At 59.4% G+C, this 18,703-nt stretch carries 15 protein-coding genes; 9 read left to right on the forward strand and 6 right to left on the reverse strand.

The window, feature by feature from the left end:
* Nucleotides 1-53 precede the first annotated feature (53 nt).
* Nucleotides 54-3,023 carry a beta strand repeat-containing protein gene (locus tag OK142_RS17870; RefSeq protein ID WP_498684313.1) on the reverse strand — a complete coding sequence of 990 codons (2,970 nt, stop codon included), beginning with the start codon at nucleotides 3,021-3,023 and terminating at the stop codon, nucleotides 54-56.
* A gap of 732 nt (nucleotides 3,024-3,755) precedes the next feature.
* On the reverse strand, nucleotides 3,756-5,009 hold the full coding sequence (locus tag OK142_RS17875; RefSeq protein ID WP_498684314.1) for an MFS transporter: 1,254 nt from the start codon (nucleotides 5,007-5,009) through the stop codon (nucleotides 3,756-3,758).
* Nucleotides 5,010-5,101: 92 nt separating this feature from the next.
* On the opposite strand from OK142_RS17875, the gene OK142_RS17880 reads away from it, so the two are divergent.
* Nucleotides 5,102-5,953, forward strand: coding sequence for a LysR family transcriptional regulator (locus OK142_RS17880; RefSeq protein WP_498684317.1), 852 nt, complete (start codon nucleotides 5,102-5,104; stop codon nucleotides 5,951-5,953).
* Here the strand turns inward: OK142_RS17880 and OK142_RS17885 are convergent.
* The 3 genes from OK142_RS17885 to OK142_RS17895 are packed head-to-tail and all read right to left on the reverse strand — an operon-like array spanning nucleotide 5,945 to nucleotide 9,530.
* Entirely contained in the window at nucleotides 5,945-7,948 is a 2,004-nt protein-coding gene (locus OK142_RS17885; RefSeq protein ID WP_498684319.1) for an iron ABC transporter permease, read from the reverse strand. The two genes, OK142_RS17880 and OK142_RS17885, sit on opposite strands and share 9 nt — an antisense overlap.
* Nucleotides 7,945-8,766 carry an ABC transporter ATP-binding protein gene (locus OK142_RS17890; protein ID WP_498684320.1) on the reverse strand — a complete coding sequence of 274 codons (822 nt, stop codon included), beginning with the start codon at nucleotides 8,764-8,766 and terminating at the stop codon, nucleotides 7,945-7,947. Before OK142_RS17890 ends, OK142_RS17885 begins: the two co-directional genes overlap by 4 nt.
* Before the next feature lie 17 nt (nucleotides 8,767-8,783).
* On the reverse strand, nucleotides 8,784-9,530 hold the full coding sequence (locus OK142_RS17895; RefSeq protein ID WP_003498755.1) for an AraC family transcriptional regulator: 747 nt from the start codon (nucleotides 9,528-9,530) through the stop codon (nucleotides 8,784-8,786).
* A gap of 360 nt (nucleotides 9,531-9,890) precedes the next feature.
* On the opposite strand from OK142_RS17895, the gene OK142_RS17900 reads away from it, so the two are divergent.
* From OK142_RS17900 to OK142_RS17935, 8 genes are all read left to right on the forward strand, one after another.
* Nucleotides 9,891-12,017 carry a TonB-dependent siderophore receptor gene (locus OK142_RS17900; protein WP_498684322.1) on the forward strand — a complete coding sequence of 709 codons (2,127 nt, stop codon included), beginning with the start codon at nucleotides 9,891-9,893 and terminating at the stop codon, nucleotides 12,015-12,017.
* A complete protein-coding gene (locus OK142_RS17905; protein WP_444759029.1) occupies nucleotides 12,011-12,886 on the forward strand; it encodes an ABC transporter substrate-binding protein in 876 nt (291 codons plus the stop codon). The genes OK142_RS17900 and OK142_RS17905 overlap by 7 nt, the downstream gene beginning before the upstream one ends.
* 16 nt (nucleotides 12,887-12,902) lie before the next feature.
* Nucleotides 12,903-13,625 (forward strand): siderophore-iron reductase FhuF, encoded by a 723-nt coding sequence (gene fhuF / locus OK142_RS17910; protein ID WP_498684325.1) that lies wholly within the window; start codon nucleotides 12,903-12,905, stop codon nucleotides 13,623-13,625.
* A 336-nt stretch (nucleotides 13,626-13,961) separates the two neighbouring features.
* Complete coding sequence (gene msrB, locus OK142_RS17915) at nucleotides 13,962-14,447, forward strand: peptide-methionine (R)-S-oxide reductase MsrB (RefSeq protein WP_498684327.1); 486 nt, start codon at nucleotides 13,962-13,964, stop codon at nucleotides 14,445-14,447.
* Nucleotides 14,448-14,465: 18 nt separating this feature from the next.
* Nucleotides 14,466-16,373: a cytochrome c biogenesis protein DipZ gene (locus OK142_RS17920; RefSeq protein ID WP_498684329.1), complete on the forward strand. Its 1,908-nt coding sequence runs from the start codon at nucleotides 14,466-14,468 to the stop codon at nucleotides 16,371-16,373.
* A 21-nt stretch (nucleotides 16,374-16,394) separates the two neighbouring features.
* Complete coding sequence (gene msrA, locus OK142_RS17925) at nucleotides 16,395-17,096, forward strand: peptide-methionine (S)-S-oxide reductase MsrA (protein ID WP_498684455.1); 702 nt, start codon at nucleotides 16,395-16,397, stop codon at nucleotides 17,094-17,096.
* Nucleotides 17,097-17,137: 41 nt separating this feature from the next.
* Nucleotides 17,138-17,620, forward strand: a complete 483-nt coding sequence (locus OK142_RS17930; protein WP_498684330.1) for a GAF domain-containing protein — start codon at nucleotides 17,138-17,140, stop codon at nucleotides 17,618-17,620.
* 60 nt (nucleotides 17,621-17,680) lie between these two features.
* A complete protein-coding gene (locus OK142_RS17935) occupies nucleotides 17,681-17,860 on the forward strand; it encodes a hypothetical protein (RefSeq protein WP_498684332.1) in 180 nt (59 codons plus the stop codon).
* A 480-nt stretch (nucleotides 17,861-18,340) separates the two neighbouring features.
* On the opposite strand, the gene OK142_RS17940 is transcribed toward OK142_RS17935, so the two are convergent.
* Nucleotides 18,341-18,703, reverse strand: coding sequence for a hypothetical protein (locus OK142_RS17940; RefSeq protein WP_137039518.1), 363 nt, complete (start codon nucleotides 18,701-18,703; stop codon nucleotides 18,341-18,343).

The raw sequence follows: 18,703 nt of genomic DNA on the forward strand, positions 1-18,703 counted from the left end.
ACAAAACGACGCGGCCAGAGGCCGCGTCGTAGATTGTCTTGTTTATTGAAGTCTTACACTGTCTTGTAGGCCTTGATGACAGCTTCGACCTGAGCGTCGTTCATTGCCTGTATCTGCTGGGACGTGAACGCCCCGGCGTTGGTGTTACCAAGGCCAGCAAGGGTGGCCGTGGAGAGACCGGCGATGGCATTAGCGGAGAGCGCCTTGATCTCGCCGGTGGAGAAGAGCGCGAGTTCAGCACTGCTAAGGGTGGTGGCCTGTGCGGAGCTGAGGCCGGCGATCTGATCGGAGTTGAGGGCCGCGATCTGGTCGGTCGACAGGGCTGCGAACTGGGCCGAGGAGAGCGCCGTGACCTGCGCCCTGCTGAGGGCGGCGGTGTTGGCGGTGCTCAACTTGCTGGCGTCGAGGCTTGCAAGTGCTCTTGCGCTGATGGCCTTGATCTCGTCGCTGGAGAAAGTTGCCAGGGCATCGGAGGAGAGGGCACCAAGCTGTGTCGAGGACAGGGCTGCGACCTGCGTTCTTGTCAGAGCAGCGGCGTTTGCGGAGCTGAGGCCGGCAAGGGTACCCGAGGAGAGACCTGCGATGGCATTGGCGCTGAGGGCTGCGATCTCGCCGGTGGAGAAGAGCGCGAGTTCGGCGCTGCTGAGAGTTCCGACCTGTGCGGAGCTGAGGCCGGCAACCTGATCGGAGTTGAGGGCTGCGATCTGGTCGGTCGACAGGGCTGCGAACTGGGTCGAGGAGAGACCTGCGACCTGGGTTCTGCTGAGGGCGGCGATGTTGGCGGTTGTCAGCTTCGTGGCATCGACGCCTGCAAGTGCTCTTGCGCTGATGGCCTTGATCTCATCGCTGGAGAAGGTTGCCAGGGCATCGGAGGACAGAGCGTTCAGCTGCGTCGAGGACAGGGCTGCGACCTGCGTTCTTGTCAGGGCTGCTGCGTTTGCGGAGCTGAGGCCGGCAAGGGTAGCCGAGGAAAGGCCGGCGATGGCATTGGCGCTGAGGGCTGCGATCTCGCCGGTGGAGAAGAGTGCGAGTTCGGCGCTGCTGAGAGTTCCGACCTGTGCGGAGCTGAGGCCTGCAACCTGATCGGAGTTGAGGGCTGCGATCTGGTCTGTCGACAGGGCTGTGAACTGGGTCGAGGAAAGACCTGCGACCTGGGTTCTGCTGAGAGCGGCGATGTTGGCGGTGCTCAGCTTGCTGGTGTCGATGCTTGCAAGCGCTCTTGCGCTGATGGCCTTGATCTCGTCGCTGGAGAAGGTTGCCAGGGCATCGGAGGAGAGGGCACCAAGCTGTGTCGAGGACAGGGCCGCGACCTGCGTTCTTGTCAGGGCTGCGGCGTTTGCGGAGCTGAGGCCGGCAAGGGTAGCCGAGGAAAGGCCGGCGATGGCGTTGGCGCTAAGGGCCGCAATCTCACCGGTGGAGAAGAGTGCGAGTTCGGCACTGTTCAGTGTTGCGACCTGTGCGGAGCTGAGGCCGGCAACCTGATCGGAGTTGAGGGCTGCGATCTGGTCGGTCGACAGGGCTGCGAACTGGGTCGAGGAGAGACCTGCGACCTGGGTTCTGCTGAGGGCGGCGATGTTGGCGGTGCTCAACTTGCTGGCGTCGATGCCTGCAAGTGCTCTTGCGCTGATGGCCTTGATCTCATCGCTGGAGAAGGTTGCCAGGGCATCGGAGGACAGAGCGTTCAGCTGCGTCGAGGACAGGGCTGCGACCTGCGTTCTTGTCAGAGCAGCAGCGTTTGCGGAGCTGAGGCCGGCAAGGGTAGCCGAGGAAAGGCCGGCGATGGCATTGGCGCTAAGGGCCGCAATCTCACCGGTGGAAAAGAGTGCGAGTTCGGCACTGTTCAGTGTTGCGACCTGTGCGGAGCTGAGGCCTGCAACCTGATCGGAGTTGAGGGCTGCGATCTGGTCGGTCGACAGGGTCGCGAACTGGGTCGAGGAAAGACCTGCGACCTGGGTTCTGCTGAGGGCGGCGATGTTGGCGGTGCTCAGCTTGCTGGTGTCGAGGCTTGCAAGCGCTCTTGCGCTGATGGCCTTGATTTCGTCGCTGGAGAAGGTTGCAAGGGCGTCTGAAGAGAGCGCACCCAGCTGCGTTGAGGACAGAGCTCCAATCTGCGTTCTTGTCAGGGCAGCGGCGTTTGCGGAGCTGAGACCGGCAAGGGTGCCCGTAGTAAGGGCAGCGATGGCGTTGGCGCTGAGGGCCGCGATCTCACCGGTGGAAAAGAGTGCGAGTTCGGCGCTGTTCAGTGTTGCGACCTGTGCGGAGCTGAGGCCTGCAACCTGATCGGAGTTGAGGGCTGCGATCTGGTCGGTCGACAGGGCTGCGAACTGGGTCGAGGAGAGACCTGCGACCTGGGTTCTGCTGAGGGCGGCGATGTTGGCGGTGCTCAACTTGCTGGCGTCGATGCCTGCAAGCGCTCTTGCGCTGATGGCCTTGATCTCGTCGCTGGAGAAAGTTGCAAGGGCGTCGGAGGAGAGCGCACCAAGCTGCGCCGAAGACAGAGCTCCAATCTGCGTTCTCGTCAGTCCCGCGGCGTTTGCGGAGCTGAGGCCGGCAAGGGTAGCCGAGGAAAGGCCGGCGATGGCATTGGCGCTGAGGGCTGCGATCTCGCCGGTGGAGAAGAGTGCGAGTTCGGCACTGTTCAGTGTTGCGACCTGTGCGGAGCTGAGGCCAGCAATCTGAGCCGAATTAAGAGCCTCGATCTGGCCGGTGGACAGAGCGTCGATCTGGCTCACATAGAGAGCCGTGACCTGGGTCGCTGACAGGCCGCTAACCTGAGTGGAACTCAATGTAGCGATCTGGGACAAGGTTAGTCCCTTGACGGCGCTTACCGAGAGGGCGCGTACGTCCTGAGAGCTGAAAAGAGCAAGATTATCGCTGCTCAAGGCTGCGATCTGAGCCGACGTGAGTGCGCCGATCCTGGTGCTATCCAGGGCATTCACGTCTGCCGAGGTCAGGCTGGCGATCGTGGATGTCGAAAGCTTGGAAATCTGCACAGCAGATAATGAAGAGAGGATGGAGGTCATGAACGTGTCCTTGTACCGAAGGGCGACTGGTCACGCCTATCTGCCGCCAGGCACTGTTCTCGATGACAGCGGTCCGGCATCCGCAAATAAAGCGAAATTGTGGAGAACATGGCTCATGTGAACCTGCGCTGGAAAAGCATCATGCAATTCGAGCCGGATGACGGGCCCGGATTTTCCACGCTAGCTTGTGCGAATGCCGCGTAATAATTTTGTGCCGCTTAAGAGTTCTTGCGACGTGTGTTTCGTATCAGACTAACATTTAAAGGCGAGTTAATATTTGGAGGATTCCATTTAATTCTTGAGTTTAAGGAACTGCATATATTCACAAAGTATAAACTTCTAAAATAACCGAGGGGCGGTCGCTTCCGCGCAGCAAATATCCGTATATTTTTCCCGTTAAAGTAGGAAAATTTCACAATAAGTAAGATTAGAAGTCTGATTTTCTTGAAAAATGTTGGGTCGTTCTTCCTGGGGTCGCACAGAAGAATGAGGTGAAGAGATCGCGTCGCACGTCTTATTCATTGCGGAAGACGAAAGTGATCGTTAATGCGGCGGGCGCGTCACGTATGCCCCACCAACCGAAGCTTCACCTCGAAGAATTCGGTTGGTGGGGCATACGTGACGATCGAACGGCACGAAGGAATTCGGCTGGCCATGGTGCAGGATCGCCTTCACCCCATCGGTTCCCCTTGATGATCCTCGTTATCTCGAGCCACCGGCCGACAGCGGGACTTAACCAGTTTTTTGCTCTGGCGGCACACGCGATGATGGGATCGCGAGGGGCAGCGCTGTAACGATCACCGGCACGATCAGGGTTGACCATGCTGCGCCATAGCCAAAATGGTCGACCAGTAGCCCGAATATGTAGGGGCCAATTGCCATGACCCCCAGACAAATCGTGGAAGCGAAGGCGATCGTCGATGCTATCGAACCTTTCGGTGCACTTTCCGCGATTTCCAGGAGATAAAGGGGAAACCACCCAATCCCAAATATTCCCAGGATTATGAGCACGATAAGGGTTACTGGGGGCGGAGTGCCGATGGGCAGAACTGCGAGGGCCGCGGCGGCGGCTGCGGCGATGATGGATACTCTGCCGAAGGATTGACCGCGACGCCCCGGTCGGAAGTGATCACTGATCCAGGGCAACAGGATACGGCCCGGAATGCCCGCAAGCTGTGTTGCGGCAAACATCGAGGATGCGACAAAAAGGCCAAGCCCCAATCCGTCCGCCATGAACCCGATGACATGCGCCGTGAGGGTAAATTGAAACGCGGACATGGCAATGCCAAGCCGCAATACGGGCCAGAAGCCAGGATTCTCCCCAACGATGCGGGAGAGTTTTGCCAGAGGAAGCGGCCGTTCGGTTTTGGCCGCTACATCGCTTCCCTCGCGATAAAGTCCCCAGAAGAGTGCAGCACCCGCTACGGAAACGCCGGCACAGAGCCATGCTGCGGCATGCCACCCGTAATGAACTGCCATGAAGGGAAGGAGAGCGGCTGCGATCATCGTTCCGAAGGGAACCGCGGCCTGTCGAAACCCCGTTGCGATGCCGCGTTTGGCGGGTGGGAACCAGCGCATGATCGCCCGCGTGCCGCCCGGTTGCACGGCTGCATAGGTGCCGCCCAGAAACGCGATGCAGACAAGCAGCGCGGGAAGGCTGTTTGCGAATGCCGCCGCGCATGCCATAGCAATCGCCATGCCGAGCATGGCAATGCCGACGATGCGGCGTTCACCATGAATGTCGATGGCGCGGCCAAGCGTGAACATGGTCACGATCTGGATAGCGTTCATGACGGTCACGGCGAGTGACGCGGATGCAAGAGAGACGCCAAAGGCTTCACGCCAGAAGGGCACGAGAATGTAGATGCCCTGCGACACGAACGAGCCGGCGGTCTGCGTGCCGACTGCCACGGCAAGCACGGCCCAGATCCTGGGATCGGTGGCGGCAACGGGTGCAGGCGAGGTCGAAGAAATCTGTGACGACATGGAAAAGCTCCTATCAAGAGTTTCCGTGCAATAGCCTTCCCGAAGAGCCGACAGAATTAAGGGCTTGCGCATTTCAGTGATAACAGCTTGTTATGCTTCCCATGCGCTCATTGGATTCCGAGGCCGTCGAGGCTTTTCTTCTTGTTGCCGAATTGCAGTCGTTCACGCAGGTTGCCGGCGTCATGAATACGACGCAGGCCGCCATATCCCTGCGCCTGCGTCGGCTCGAAGAGATGTTGGGGCATCGCCTGGTCGAGCGGACACCGCGTCGGGTGCGGTTGACAGCTGCGGGCGAACGCTTCCTGGAGCCCGCGCGAGCCTATGTCGCTGCCGGCCGCCGCGCGCGTGACGTCTTTGGGCAGGAGCCGAGGCGCCTGGCGATCGGTGTGACGCATCACCTGATCGGGGCCGATCTGCCGCGGATCCTTCGGGTAATCAGCGAGCGCGAAACGAGTGTTACGCTTCATCTTCGCACCGCAGGCACCAGAACCCTGCTAGAGCTTTATGACGCCGGAGAGCTCGATGCGATCGTGGTGTTGCGGCATGACGATATTCGTCGAGACGGCGAGCTTTTGTTTCAGGAGAGCTTTGGCTGGTATTGCAGCGCGGACTTCGATCTGCCTTCGAATGGCCCGGTGCCGCTCGTGCTTCAGCCTGCGCCCTGTAATTTGCGTGCTATGGCCCTCCGGGCGCTGGATAGCGCGGGTATCATTTGGCGCGAGGTATTCGTCGGAACAGGGGCAACGGCGGTCGGGGCAGCTGCCGAAGCCGGGATCGGCATCGCGCTCCTGGCGCGGAGCGCAGTTCCTGCTGGTGTGCGGGAGGTCAGGAGCCGTCCGCTGCCGGAGCTTCCAAAGCTGGATACCGTGATGATTTCGACGGTCACGGGCGACCATGCGAACGCCGTGCTCCGACGGATCACGAAAGCGTTTCGATCATCCTGATGTGGCTGGTCTGGAAGTGGCTCTCAGCGTCCTGGGGCGTAACAAAAGCAGGAAAATCGGCGCGCCGATGACCGCGGTAACAATGCCTGCCGGTAGTTCGAGGGGGGCGATGACGCTGCGTCCTGCAAGATCTGCGAAGACCATCAGCAAGGCACCGATCACCATTGCCACCGGCAGGCTGCGTGCGTGTCGTGATCCGACCAGAAGCCGTGCGGCGTGCGGGGAGAGGAGGCCGACAAAACTGACGGCTCCGATGGACGAGACGGCAACGGCGACGGCGCAGGCGGAATAGAGGATGGCCCATGTTCGGGCCCTGTCCGTTACCAGGCCGAGCGATCGCGCTTTTTCGTCTCCCAGCGAAAGCGTGTCCAGGTGGCGGGTACACAGGATGCCGATTGTTACCAAAATGACGGCCCACGGCAAAAGGACGAGAACATCTGCGTAACCGCGTCCATGTGTTGAGCCCGTCAGCCAGGAAAGTGCCTGTGCCGTCTGCAATCGCGCTTCGACAACGACGATGGTTCCGGCTGCGCCAAAACTTGCCGCGATGGCAACGCCTGCCAGAATAAGTCTTTCCGGTGCATTTTTAGGCCCGAAAAACCGCAGGAGGAGAACGGCGGAAAGGGCGCCGATGAGCGTCGCCATCTGGAAAATCAACGTTCCGGGCACCAAGCCGGATAAAAGGCCGACCAAGCTGAATAATGCGGCTCCCTGCGTGAGACCGAGCGTTTCAGGGCTGCAAAGCGGATTGCGCGTCACGGCCTGCAAGACAGTGCCGGCTGCCGCCAGCAGGGCGCCGCAGCCAAGCGCCACAAGTAAACGCGGAGCCCGGATATCGACGTTCGCAGCAATGTCCGTCATTGACAGGGAGACACCATCGCCAATCGCCAATGCTGCGCCGATACCTGCCAGCGAAGTTACCGCCAAAATTGTGATCAGCAGGGGAAGGGAAGGGAGCCTTAGCGCCGAAGGCGAGCCGATGCGCCGCTCTGCCCCCAATCTCGAGGTCCGCAGCAGAAGCAGCATGACCGGCGCTCCAAAGCAGGCGACGATGATGCCGGTGGGGACAATGGTACCGTTGGTGCCGAAAAGCTGTGCGATGACATCGGCAAGAAACAGCGTATTTGCTCCCCAGATCAGTGAGAGAGGCAAATTAAAGCGGTGCCTGATGATGCCGAGCGCCCGAAGAATGTTCGGGATTGCGAGCCCTATGAAACCAATCGGGCCCGCAAGCGTAACCGCAGCGCCGGACAGTACAACGCCGGCAAAGATGCCCGATAACGTAACGCTTCGTGTCAGCCCGAGGCTCGCCGATGCCTGATCGCCGAGGCCGAGCAGGTCGAGCGGCCGCGCAAGCGCCATCAGCACCAGAAAAGACAAAAGAATGGCCGGGCCGGCAACCATGACTTTCGACCATCCGGTCTGGTCAAGAATACCGGAAGACCAGAGCACCAGACCGGAAGCCCTGTCGTCGGCGAGAAGGACGATTGCGGAAGAGATTGCGGCAAAGCAGAGGGAAATCGCAACGCCCGCGAGAGCCAGCCGTCCCGGCGGAGCGCGGAACCCGCCGGCCAGCGCGATGCAGGCTGCGGCTCCTGCCAGGCCGCCCAATGTCGTTGCCATGATCGGCGGCATGGCTATCGGCAGCAACAATGTGGATATGACTAAAACGAGCTGGGCGCCGCTGGTGACGGACAGAATATCCGGCGCAGCCAGGGGATTTCTGAGCACGCTTTGGAAAACCGAGCCTGCCAGGGCCAGGGCGGCTCCGGTCAGGATCGCCGCAACCACGCGTGGAGCACGGCTCGTTTCCAGAATGGCCTGGGCCAGCGTGGCGGGGCGTGTCGGGAAGGCAAATATGTCGTGCCAGCCGACCAGCTTGCTTCCCATACGCATGTCGAGTGCCGCCAGGACGAGCATAAGCAATATGCCAGCAGGCAAGAGAAGCGCCGAGGTGAGACGGTGCGAGCTGGCAGACGGTAGCGACATTTTCATTCGGATGCCTGATGATCGCGCGGACTGCCGGCAGCGCCGATCCAGTCGATCAGGCAATAGGCACGGTCGGCACCGCCGGGATGCGCAACCAGATCAACCTTGCAGCCAAACGCCAGTTGCAGCAGGTCGGCTGTCAGCACCTGCCTTGCAGGACCGGTGGTGAGCACTTCCCCCTTGCGCATCAATATTACATCATCGGCGATATCCATGACCTGATTGAGATCGTGAAGCACGGCGATGATCGTCAGGCCTTCCGTCCGGTTGAGCTGTCTCAGCAATGTCAGCAGTTCAGCCTGATGGCGGATATCGAGAAAACTGGTCGGCTCGTCCAGAAAAAGTACGCTCGGTTGCTGCGCCAGTGCCATGGCGACCCAGGCACGCTGTCTTTCGCCCCCGGACAGTGTCGCAAGCTGGCGCGCGCGCAGGTGCTGCAGATCGACCCTCCGGATGGCGCTGTCGATGATGTCGCGGTCAGTGGCTGAAAGGCGTCCAAGCCAGGGACGGTGTGGGTAACGACCCTGTTCGACCAGCTCTTCGACCGTAAGACCGACCGGAATTTCAGGCGACTGCGCCATGACGGCAACCTGTCGGGCAATATCGCGGCGGCGCAATTCCGATAGCTCTCGCCCCAGGAGCTGCACCTTGCCGGCCGTCGGTATTTCCAGCCCTGCCAGGCATTTGAGAAGCGTGCTCTTTCCAGACCCGTTCGCCCCGCAGATGACGGTAACGCGCCCCATCTGCGCCTGAATGTCGACGTCGCGTAAAGCATGGGCCTGATCGTAGGCGACGCTCAAACCGCTCGCCTGCGCAGCGGGCATATCAATCTGCGTGCTGTTCAAACTGCAACCTCGCGCATCGCCTTTCGCAGCGATGACAGGCTGCGATAACCGACATCCGCTGCCGCCTCCTCAAGGCGCGCTCCTTCCGCCTGCCTGCGCATCACATGCGCCATGCGCAGGCGGCGTCGCCACTCGGCAAAACTCATGCCGGTCTGAGTGCGGAACTTTCGCGTCATGGTCCTGCGGCTCATGCCGAGATTGTCGGCCCAGTGGTCGATATCAAGGTCGATCGCCGGTGTTTCGGACAGGTCCCGGCACAAGCGCTGAAGGCGTTTGTCGCTTGGCATCGGAAGCGCGAAAGGACCCTCCTGCGCGTTGGCGATCTCTTCAAGGATCAGGGCTGCCAGATGTCCACCGCGGCCATCTTCATCATAAAGCGTCGGCTGTTCTAGAAAGGATCCAACCGCCGCCGACAGGAGCACGGATGTGGAGATGACGCGCGTCGGCTCCCAGCGCAATGCCAGACCGGGTTCGGGCTCGATATAAAGCGACTGCATGGACACACGCCCATGGGACCTCACCGCATGCGGAATATCCGGGGTAATCAGCAGACCGTATCCGCTCGGAATGATGAATGAGGTATCGGGTGTGCGAGCGGTCATGAAACCGTCGACAATCTGCAGCAACTGGCCCCGTCGATGGCTGTGCCAGCCGAAATCGACGCTCTTTTCATATATGCGCGCCATCGCGGCCACGGGCCTTGGCACGTTTTGAAGGTCAACGGCCTTTTGTGGCTGTTTCATTGTATCTCCCAATGCAACCGGACCAGAAAAACTTGGTGTGCATTGTCATGAATGGAGCAATAGACGGACGCATCTGTTTTTTCAAAAGGAAAAGATGACCCGATTATTGGTTATTTCGCTATTTTGGTTCATTCAGGCCATTTAATGGCCCGTCTGCGATCAAGTTTGACCTGACAATGATGATAAAAAAAGTCTACTTAAGCGGCCGAATGCGGCGGGATATGGCTTTGTGGCGGAAAACTCCGAGGTCTTTACCCGCTCCGGCAGTAATCACACGACAGGTTCCGCATAATGCAACACACCGGCCTCACAACTCGCAAGCCATCTGCTTTTTCCTCCAGACGCGCGCGGCTTTTCATTTTGACGTCCGGCGTCGCATTGGGCGTGATTGCCGGACAGGCAGTGGCGTTTGCGCAGGATGCCAACGGCTCCACGCAGCTCGAGCCTATCGTGGTACAGGGAAAGGCAGCGGCCAAGGGCGCGCGCGTTGAACAGCGCGGCTACGTGGCGCGGGATTCCGCTTCCGCAACGAAAACATCCACGCCCGTTGCGGAAACGCCGCAGTCGGTTTCCGTCATTACGCGGGGCGCCATGACCGATCGTGCCGTGCAGACCGTAGCGGACAGTCTGCTCTATAGCTCGAACGTCAACGGCCAGCGTTATGGCAACGACCCGCGCTCTGACTACTTTACCATTCGCGGCTTTGCCGCAGACCTTTATCTCGATGGGCTGAGGGTGCCGCAGATCGCCAACCAGACCGGCGGTTATGCGGGCTTTCGTGTGGAGCCGTATTTCCTGAACCGCGTGGAGGTCCTGCGTGGACCGAGTTCGGCACTGTTCGGTCAGACGAATGTCGGCGGTGTCGTCAACATGATCAGCAAGGACCCGAAAGATGTTGCCGGCGGCGAACTCTATACGCGTTTCGGCAGCTATAATCAGAAGGAGATCGGTTTCGATGCGACCGGTCCCATCGGTACCGATTCTGGCCTGAGCTACCGGCTGGAAGGTGTTCTGCGTGACAGCGACGCGATGAACGATTTCGGCAAGAACGACCGTGTCGCCATCAGCCCCACGGTAAAGTGGTCGCCGGACGAGGATACCAGCCTGACGGTATATGGCGCCTATATGAAGGATGATGCCGGCCAGGTGCCGTCGCTCATTCCGGCCGCAGGCAGTGTCTATGCGAACAGACTTGGACTGACGATCCCCCGCAATTTCTCCGATGGCGATCCGTCGCTTGCGATCTACGATAAGGAAACGGCCTATGTCGGATATCGTTTCGAGCACGCCTTCAGCGACGATCTCGTGCTGCGGCAGAATTTCCGCTATTCCTATCTCGACGTGAACTACCAGAACCTGTTCGGCAACGGCCTTGCCGCCAATCAGCGCACGCTTTCCCGTCTGGTCTACAATGCGCAGCCGACGCTCAACGCTGCCGCACTCGATACCAATCTCGAATATAAGTTCGATACGGGTCCCGTCAGCCACACCCTGCTTGGCGGTGTCGACCTGCAATGGCAGAACCTCGTCAACGATACCGGCTCGCGTGCTGGCCCGACACTCGATCTTTTCAACCCGGTCTACAACATCGGCGTGACCCCGGCGACATTGACGACACGTCTCGACCAGACACAGCGTCAGGTGGGCATCTACCTTCAGGATCAGATCGAGATCGGCGGCTTCAGACTGACGGCCGGCGGACGTCAGGATTATGTGGACAACGATTCCGACAGCACGGCCCTGTCCAGCGGCATCACCACACAATACAGGCGAAATCACAGTGCCTTCACCGGCAGGGTAGGGGCCGCCTATGTCTTCGACAACGGCATCATTCCTTACGCCGTCTATTCCACCTCGTTTGCCCCGGTCCTGACGCTTGCGGCAGATCCGCTGAAGCCCACGACGGGCGAATTGAAGGAAGTGGGCGTCAAATACGCGCCTAAGGGAGAGGACTTCAGCCTCACGCTTTCCGGTTTCGAGGCGACCCAGCAAAACGTGGTAAACCGCATCGCGGGCATCTATTATCAGACCGACGAAGTGCGTGTCCGCGGTATTGAACTCGAGGCAAACGCGACGCTCTGGGATCGCGTCAATCTGACGGCTGCGGCCAGCTGGCAGGACCCGGAAGTTACGCGGAGCGAAACGGCAACGCAGGTCGGCAAGATGCCCTATACGGTTCCAAAGCAGCAGCAGTCGCTCTTCGTCAGCTATGACGTTCCGATGCCGGATGCCTGGGATGGGAAGTTGACCCTGGGCGTGGGTGCGCGTCACGTCGGCAAGACGGCGGGGGATACGGCGAATTCATTCTTCGTGCCGGGTTACACATTGGTGGATGCCTTCGCGCGTTATGAACATGATCGCTACTCTTTCCAGCTCAATGGTTATAATCTTGGCGACAAGACCTATGTCGCCGGCTGCAACACGACCACGCAGTGCTATTACGGTCAGGGATTGACCGTGGTCGGCACGGTGAGCGTTAAATGGTAACAGCAATTCGCAGACGATCGTTCATAACCGGCGTGGTGGCTCTGGCCACCACGCCGAAATCGTTTGCGGCGCCTGTGCCCAGGCGTATCGTTACCCTCGAATGGACCGCTACTGAAATTGCGCTTTCCCTTGGAATTTCGCCGGTTGGATGTGCGGAGCCTTCCGGTTACCGCGCCTGGGTGAATGTCGAGAACGACCGGCTTGGTGATGTTGTCGATGTCGGGCGGCGGCAGCAGCCGAGCCTTGAAGCCATTCGCAGGCTGCAGCCAGATCTCATCCTGTCCTCCCGTTTCCGCCATGCATCACTCGCTTCAGCGCTCGGCGATATCGCGCCGACCCATCTGATTGACGATCAGGCTGCCGACGGCGACATGCTGGCGGCCGTCTATCGCAGCGTCACTCAGGCCGGGGCGGCACTTGCCCGGGCGGATGAAGCCGCTGCACTGCTGGCCCGGTTTGATGAGAGCATGGAGATTTTGAAGACCCGGCTCGGCAGCACGGTTTCGGGGCGGGAGCTGATCGTGGCCCAGCCCCTGCCGGGCGTGCCGCGCCTGCGGATATTCGCACCCAACTCGGCCATCGCCGGATTGTTGCAGAGGATAGGGTTTACGGCCGCCATGGACCTGCCGCCGCAACCATTCGGCTTTACGACGATCGACCTCGAAGGGCTCGCCGCGCTGGATGGTCAGTGCACCCTGTTCATACTGTCGGAGTCGATACCGGACGACCTCCGCAACGCCGCACTTTGGCCGGTACTCCCGATCGTCGCGCAAGGCAATGTCATGGTGGCAGGCGCCACGACCTGGCCATTCGGCTCGACGGCGTCATTGCAGAAGCTGGTCGGCGAGATTACCAGTCAGTTCGATTGAAGTTGCTGGACGGCTGATGCTGCGGACAGAAATACTGAGCTGCCTTTTTGAACAATCGACCCCTGTCGGTTCCCGTTCGCTGTTTCAGCGAAAACGGCGTGGCGATCTTCTCCTTGCCGAGCTTCTGGAGCCGCGTCGCTTCGAGAGGCTACTCAGGAACTATGGTCGCCGACATGGGTGCCACCCGGTTTACGAAGCAGTCGCGAGTGAATGGTCCAAACGGTATTTCGCTTCCATTGTGAAGCCAGCGGTTGCTGCGGCGATCCTTGCCGATTGGCGTGTCCCGCTCACGCCGGAGAAGATAAGCCTTGAGGTGAATGGTGATGGTGACATCGTTTCGGTGCGCCTCTCGTCCTTTGGTGGTCCTGTTGCAGCAGCTTCACCGGAAGAGCGCTTCGACTTTCTGGTCAGGGACAATCTGGCCGTGGTCGTGAGCGCGATTGCGGATGCGAGCGGCCTTTCACGCAACGTCCTGTGGAGCAATGCCGGCAACATGTTCGAGGGAACTGCGCGCAGTTGCGAAGCGCTTCTGCAATCCAGAACAAGCGGTCTGGACCATGCGTTCGTGCTTCTTGAGACAAGCCGTCTTTCTGACGGGACTCGCAACCCACTTCATCGGCCTATTGTCTATCCCATAAAAGATGATGGGCCCAAACGTCTGCGCCGCGTATGCTGTATCCGCTATCTCTTGGAGACACTCGATTATTGTGCGACTTGCCCTTGTCCTGGAAGCGAGTAGGCTTAAATCGATCCGAGGGCAGGTTGCGATCGGCTCAATGCTGACAGGGTTTAGACTTGTCATGATTGGTTACTCTCGCTGTCCGCGCATTTGGCAGGGGATTATGCATCGATATATCGCGCAAAATATATCGATGCCAGAGAGTGCATCGGCGGCTATATGCTGCATCAACACAGGGTCGTGATGGCGGACGACAAACAGCGTGAGCAACGGCTAGTCCAGAGGGGCGGAAATATGCGGGCCTTACGATCACGAACATGTGCTCCGAGGGCTGTAACTTCCTCGGCTTCGCCCTCGTAAATACTCTGAGAACTGGTTCAACGGGAGGATCGAGCAATGGTGAATAGACGAGAGCTTCTCAAAGGCGCAGCATTCGTAGCGATTGGACTTCAGCTCGGTGGTGGGCGGGCGTTTGCCGCGACGGGTTCTTTTCCCATAACGTTGACCGATGAGGAATGGCGTAAACGCCTCACCCCGGATCAATATGAGGTTTTGCGGAAAAAGGGCACGGAATATCCGGGTTCCAGCCCATTGCTGCATGAAAAGCGCCGCGGCAACTTCGCCTGTGCCGGTTGCGATCAGGAGGCGTTTTCCTCGACCACCAAATTCGAAAGCGGAACCGGGTGGCCCAGCTTCTGGGCTCCACTGGAAAACGCGGTCGGCACCACGCAGGACGCCTCTCTTGGAATGGTGCGAACGGAGGTCCATTGCGCGCGTTGCGGCGGCCATCTCGGTCACGTTTTCGATGATGGTCCCAAGCCCACGGGCCTTCGCTATTGCCTGAACGGCGTGGCGCTGAATTTCCATCCGGCGTCGGCCTGACCGACAGGGAATATTGTGATGTTACTCTTTCTTCTCGCCTATGTCGGCGGTGTGCTGACGATCGTCAGCCCCTGCATCCTGCCGGTTTTGCCGTTTGTTTTTGCGCGCGCCGGCCGACCGTTCATGACCAGCATTCTTCCCATGCTGGTCGGCATGGCGGCGACCTTTGCCGGTGTGGCGACGCTCGCCGCAGTTGGGGGTGGCTGGGCGGTCGAAGCCAATGAATATGGACGGATGGCCGCCATCACCCTGCTGGCGGTCTTTGGCCTATTCCTGCTGTTCCCGTCATTGTCGGAGCGTCTGACGCGGCCGCTGGTGGCGCTGGGCGCGAGGCTTTCGCAATCAGCAGACCGGGAAACAAGTCGCGGCTCGGCGATTGTCGGATCGTTGATCCTCGGTGTTGCCACTGGCCTCCTGTGGGCCCCCTGCGCAGGACCGGTCCTTGGCCTCATTCTCACCGGAGCGGCACTGCAGGGCGCCAATGTCGGAACCTCGGTTCTGTTGCTTGCCTATGCGCTTGGCGCGGCGACATCTTTGATGCTTGCGCTTTTGATCGGCGGACGGGTTTTCCAGGCAATGAAGCGCTCGATCGGGGCGGGGGAATGGATCCGGCGTGGTCTGGGCGTTGCCGTGCTTGTCGCGGTCGCCGCAATCGGGCTCGGCCTTGATACCGGCTTCCTGACGCAGGCGTCGCTTGCCAGCACATCCGTGCTCGAACAGAAACTGATTGACGGATTGGGCGGCAGACCCGGCCAGGATATGGCCGAAGGCGGCGCGATGAAGCCGTCGACGGTGATGCCGAAGGATGCCGCGCAGAATGGCACGATGCAAGGCGGCGCGATGCAGGGCAATCCTGCCATGCAGGCAAACAGCCCGGCAATGATGCCCGGCAATCCGGCCGCGATGAGCGGCTCGAACGCGATGATGCTGGGCAAGCCGTCGACATCCACCGCAGAACAGCTTCCGGTCGAAGAAACCGTTCCGTCGCTTGCGGGCGCAGTTGAATGGCTGAACTCGCAACCTCTCAGCATGGAGCAGTTGAAGGGCAAGGTCGTGCTTGTCGACTTCTGGACCTATTCCTGCATCAACTGCCTGCGAGCCATCCCCTATGTCCGCGCCTGGGCCGAGAAATACAGGGATCAGGGACTTGTCGTGATCGGCGTGCATGCGCCGGAATTCGCTTTTGAAAAGCGCATCGACAATGTCAAAAAGGCAATTGCCGATCTCGACATCGGTTACCCCGTGGCCGTCGATAATGATTATGCGATCTGGCGGGCATTCAATAATCAATATTGGCCGGCACATTACTTCATCGATGCAAAGGGGCGGGTCCGTTACCATCATTTCGGTGAGGGAGACTATGACCGGTCGGAGCGCGTCATCCAGCAGCTTCTCGCAGAAGCGGGAAAGACGGATGTCGGCTCGGATATCGTTGCGGTCAATGCGGGCGGTGCACAGGCGGCCTCCGACACGGCCGACGTGCAATCGCCGGAAACCTATGTCGGTTACGAACGGGCGCAGAACTTCATCGGTGCAGGTGGTATCGTCAACGACGAGGCCCATGCCTATATCGAGGAAAAGCCCCGGCGCAACGAATGGGGCCTGACGGGCAACTGGACCGTCGGCGCCGAACATGCGGCACTGAATACCAGCGGTGGCGGCATCTATTATCGGTTTCGGGCTCGGGACCTGCATCTGGTTCTTGGTCCGGGTGCAGACGGCAAGCCGGTTCGCTTCCAGGTCACGATTGATGGCAAACCGCCGCGTGGCGATCATGGCATGGATATCGACGCTGAAGGAAACGGCACCATTACCGAACAGCGCCTTTATCAACTCGTCCGCCAGAACGGTCCGGTCGAGGATCACACATTCGCAATCCGCTTTCTGGACGCTGATCCCGAAGCCTATGCATTCACCTTCGGTTGAAAGGAAAAGGTCATGAGACGCATGTTTGCCTGGAAAGCGGTAACGGCCAGGCTGGCCATCGGATCCGCGATAATACTGGCAGGTCTGAATGTCGCATCGGCACAGGAAGGCATAGCCCTTCCGGCGCCTGCGGCAGATGTTTCCCCAGGCACTGCAGCCACCGAAACGGCGGTCTTTGCAGGCGGCTGTTTCTGGGGCGTGCAGGGCGTCTTCCAGCATGTGAGCGGCGTCAAAAACGCTGTCTCCGGTTATGCGGGTGGCGCAAGGCAGACGGCGAATTACGAGTCGGTCGGAAGCGGCAAGACCGGCCATGCGGAGGCGGTGAAGGTAACCTACGATCCGAAGCAGGTGACCTATGGCCATCTGCTGCAGATCTATTTTTCCGTGGCCCACGATCCGACCGAACTCAACCGGCAGGGGCCCGATATCGGCACGCAATACCGCTCCGCCATCTTTCCCGAAAACGAGGATCAGGGCCGTGTCGCGAAAGCTTACATCGCCCAGCTCAACAAGGCACGTCTTTACGACGCGGCGATCGTGACGACCATCGAGCCCGGCCATGCTTTTTATCCCGCCGAGGCCTACCACCAGGATTTCCTGACGAACAATCCGACCTATCCTTACATCGTCTATAACGACCTGCCGAAGCTCGAAAACCTGCGCAAGCTGTTTGCAAGGGATTTTCGCGAGAAGCCCGTGCTGGTCGCCAAGAACGGTATTTGATATCAGCCGTCAGCCGGGACGATTTGAGGAAGGTGACAGACATGTTTGAAGCGGCGTCGATCGACATTGCCGACAAGATCGGGTTTTACCGCGCGCTCGCCCAGCAGCTGCAAGGTTTGTTAGAGGGAGAGACGGACATGATCGCCAATGCCGCCAACATGTCGGCGCTGATCTATCAGACGATGCCTGACCTCAATTGGGCGGGCGTCTACCTGTTGAAGGGCGAGCAACTGGTGCTTGGACCGTTCCAGGGCAAACCCGCCTGTGTTCGCATCCCTGTTGGCCGCGGTGTCTGCGGCACCGCCATTGAGCGGAAGTCATCGATCCTGGTTGAGGATGTCCACGCCTTCCCTGGCCACATCGCTTGTGACGCAGCCTCGCGCTCGGAACTGGTCGTCCCGATTTTTCGAGGTAGTGAGACGATCGGCGTCATCGATCTCGATAGCCCGCTGCCCTCACGATTTGATACTGACGATCAGGCCGGCATGGAACGACTGGCGGAAATCTTCGCCGGTTCATTCTAGGTTTGCGGTTGCAGCCGGTGCTTTTTGGTCGGCTGCAAGGAGTGGGGGTGGCGGATTGGAATGGCTGGCGGTGGTATAGGCGGCGTTGCCACGCTTGCTGGAAAGCTGTTCGAGCGCGGTGATGGTGACGCCGGCGGCTGCGAGAATGGAGGCGTTTTCGCGGGCCGAGATCGAGATGGCCTTGCCGGTGAAATCCCGGCAAGCGACGATATCGACGGCGCGGGTGTCGAGAGGGTTTGATCGAGCAGGGTGGAGCCGCCGGAGGTGAGCGACACCTTGCCATCGGTGGTGATTGCACCGCCCTTTGCCTCGATGGTATTCGCTGACAGGGAGACGCCGCGATGGCCCTCGATCCGGCCGCTGGTCTCGATCCGGCTGCCGGCGACGGTGACCTCGCCTGCGCGTCCATCGATATGGCTCGAACCCTTGCGGCAGCCTCGGTCCGTCGTAAGCGCCGAAGGTATCGTAGGCACCGTCGAGCGTTTCGGAATGCCTAAGCCTGTTCACGCGTCAGGTTACGGACGATTTGGGCTCGGCACGCCAGCGTCCGCTGCTGCGATGGTACGGGGCTTGTTGAAGCCAACATTCAAGCGCCCGCCTGTGTGAGGATCGATCCGGATATTCGAACTTTGTCGATCACAGCAGTCCGCGTCGATCGTCAAAGTGAATGCTTGCCAGTCACCGCCGGTTTGCGCCTTCATTTTCGAAAGATATAGGACATTATTCGAAATCAAATTTACTAATAGTCATTGGTCCAATTAATTTTATAACATCATTCTCTTTTATCGCAACGATCGATGTCTCAATGTAAAAAATTGACTTGGCAGAAGAAAAATCAATCTTAGAAACTAGCCCCGAATCTGGTTCAAAAGGCGCAAGCTTAGCAAATATATCAACATCAAACCAAAATTCTTCATATTCTTTTCTATCATAAACTTCAAAGCTACCCGGCTCGATATATTCAGAGCCAAATGACTGCTCAAATTTTGAAATGCCCTCTTCGTGATCTGGGTCAATATCAAAATACCTTATCATTTCATCTCCCGACAAAACTGCCGAGTAACCGAGATATATTGTATGCAT

This window comes from Agrobacterium sp. BT-220-3, assembly GCF_025910175.1.
Lineage (GTDB): Bacteria > Pseudomonadota > Alphaproteobacteria > Rhizobiales > Rhizobiaceae > Agrobacterium > Agrobacterium oryzihabitans.

Bases quoted from the DNA above. Each gene is read 5' to 3' on its own strand.
- OK142_RS17870 (WP_498684313.1), bottom strand. From the start codon at position 3,023: ATGACCTCCATCCTCTCTTCATTATCTGCTGTGCAGATTTCCAAGCTT.
- OK142_RS17875 (WP_498684314.1), bottom strand. From the start codon at position 5,009: ATGTCGTCACAGATTTCTTCGACCTCGCCTGCACCCGTTGCCGCCACC.
- OK142_RS17880 (WP_498684317.1), top strand. From the start codon at position 5,102: ATGCTTCCCATGCGCTCATTGGATTCCGAGGCCGTCGAGGCTTTTCTT.
- OK142_RS17885 (WP_498684319.1), bottom strand. From the start codon at position 7,948: ATGAAAATGTCGCTACCGTCTGCCAGCTCGCACCGTCTCACCTCGGCG.
- OK142_RS17890 (WP_498684320.1), bottom strand. From the start codon at position 8,766: ATGCCCGCTGCGCAGGCGAGCGGTTTGAGCGTCGCCTACGATCAGGCC.
- OK142_RS17895 (WP_003498755.1), bottom strand. From the start codon at position 9,530: ATGAAACAGCCACAAAAGGCCGTTGACCTTCAAAACGTGCCAAGGCCC.
- OK142_RS17905 (WP_444759029.1), top strand. From the start codon at position 12,011: ATGGTAACAGCAATTCGCAGACGATCGTTCATAACCGGCGTGGTGGCT.
- fhuF (WP_498684325.1), top strand. From the start codon at position 12,903: ATGCTGCGGACAGAAATACTGAGCTGCCTTTTTGAACAATCGACCCCT.
- msrB (WP_498684327.1), top strand. From the start codon at position 13,962: ATGGTGAATAGACGAGAGCTTCTCAAAGGCGCAGCATTCGTAGCGATT.
- OK142_RS17920 (WP_498684329.1), top strand. From the start codon at position 14,466: ATGTTACTCTTTCTTCTCGCCTATGTCGGCGGTGTGCTGACGATCGTC.
- msrA (WP_498684455.1), top strand. From the start codon at position 16,395: ATGTTTGCCTGGAAAGCGGTAACGGCCAGGCTGGCCATCGGATCCGCG.
- OK142_RS17930 (WP_498684330.1), top strand. From the start codon at position 17,138: ATGTTTGAAGCGGCGTCGATCGACATTGCCGACAAGATCGGGTTTTAC.
- OK142_RS17935 (WP_498684332.1), top strand. From the start codon at position 17,681: ATGGCTGGCGGTGGTATAGGCGGCGTTGCCACGCTTGCTGGAAAGCTG.
- OK142_RS17940 (WP_137039518.1), bottom strand. From the start codon at position 18,703: ATGCATACAATATATCTCGGTTACTCGGCAGTTTTGTCGGGAGATGAA.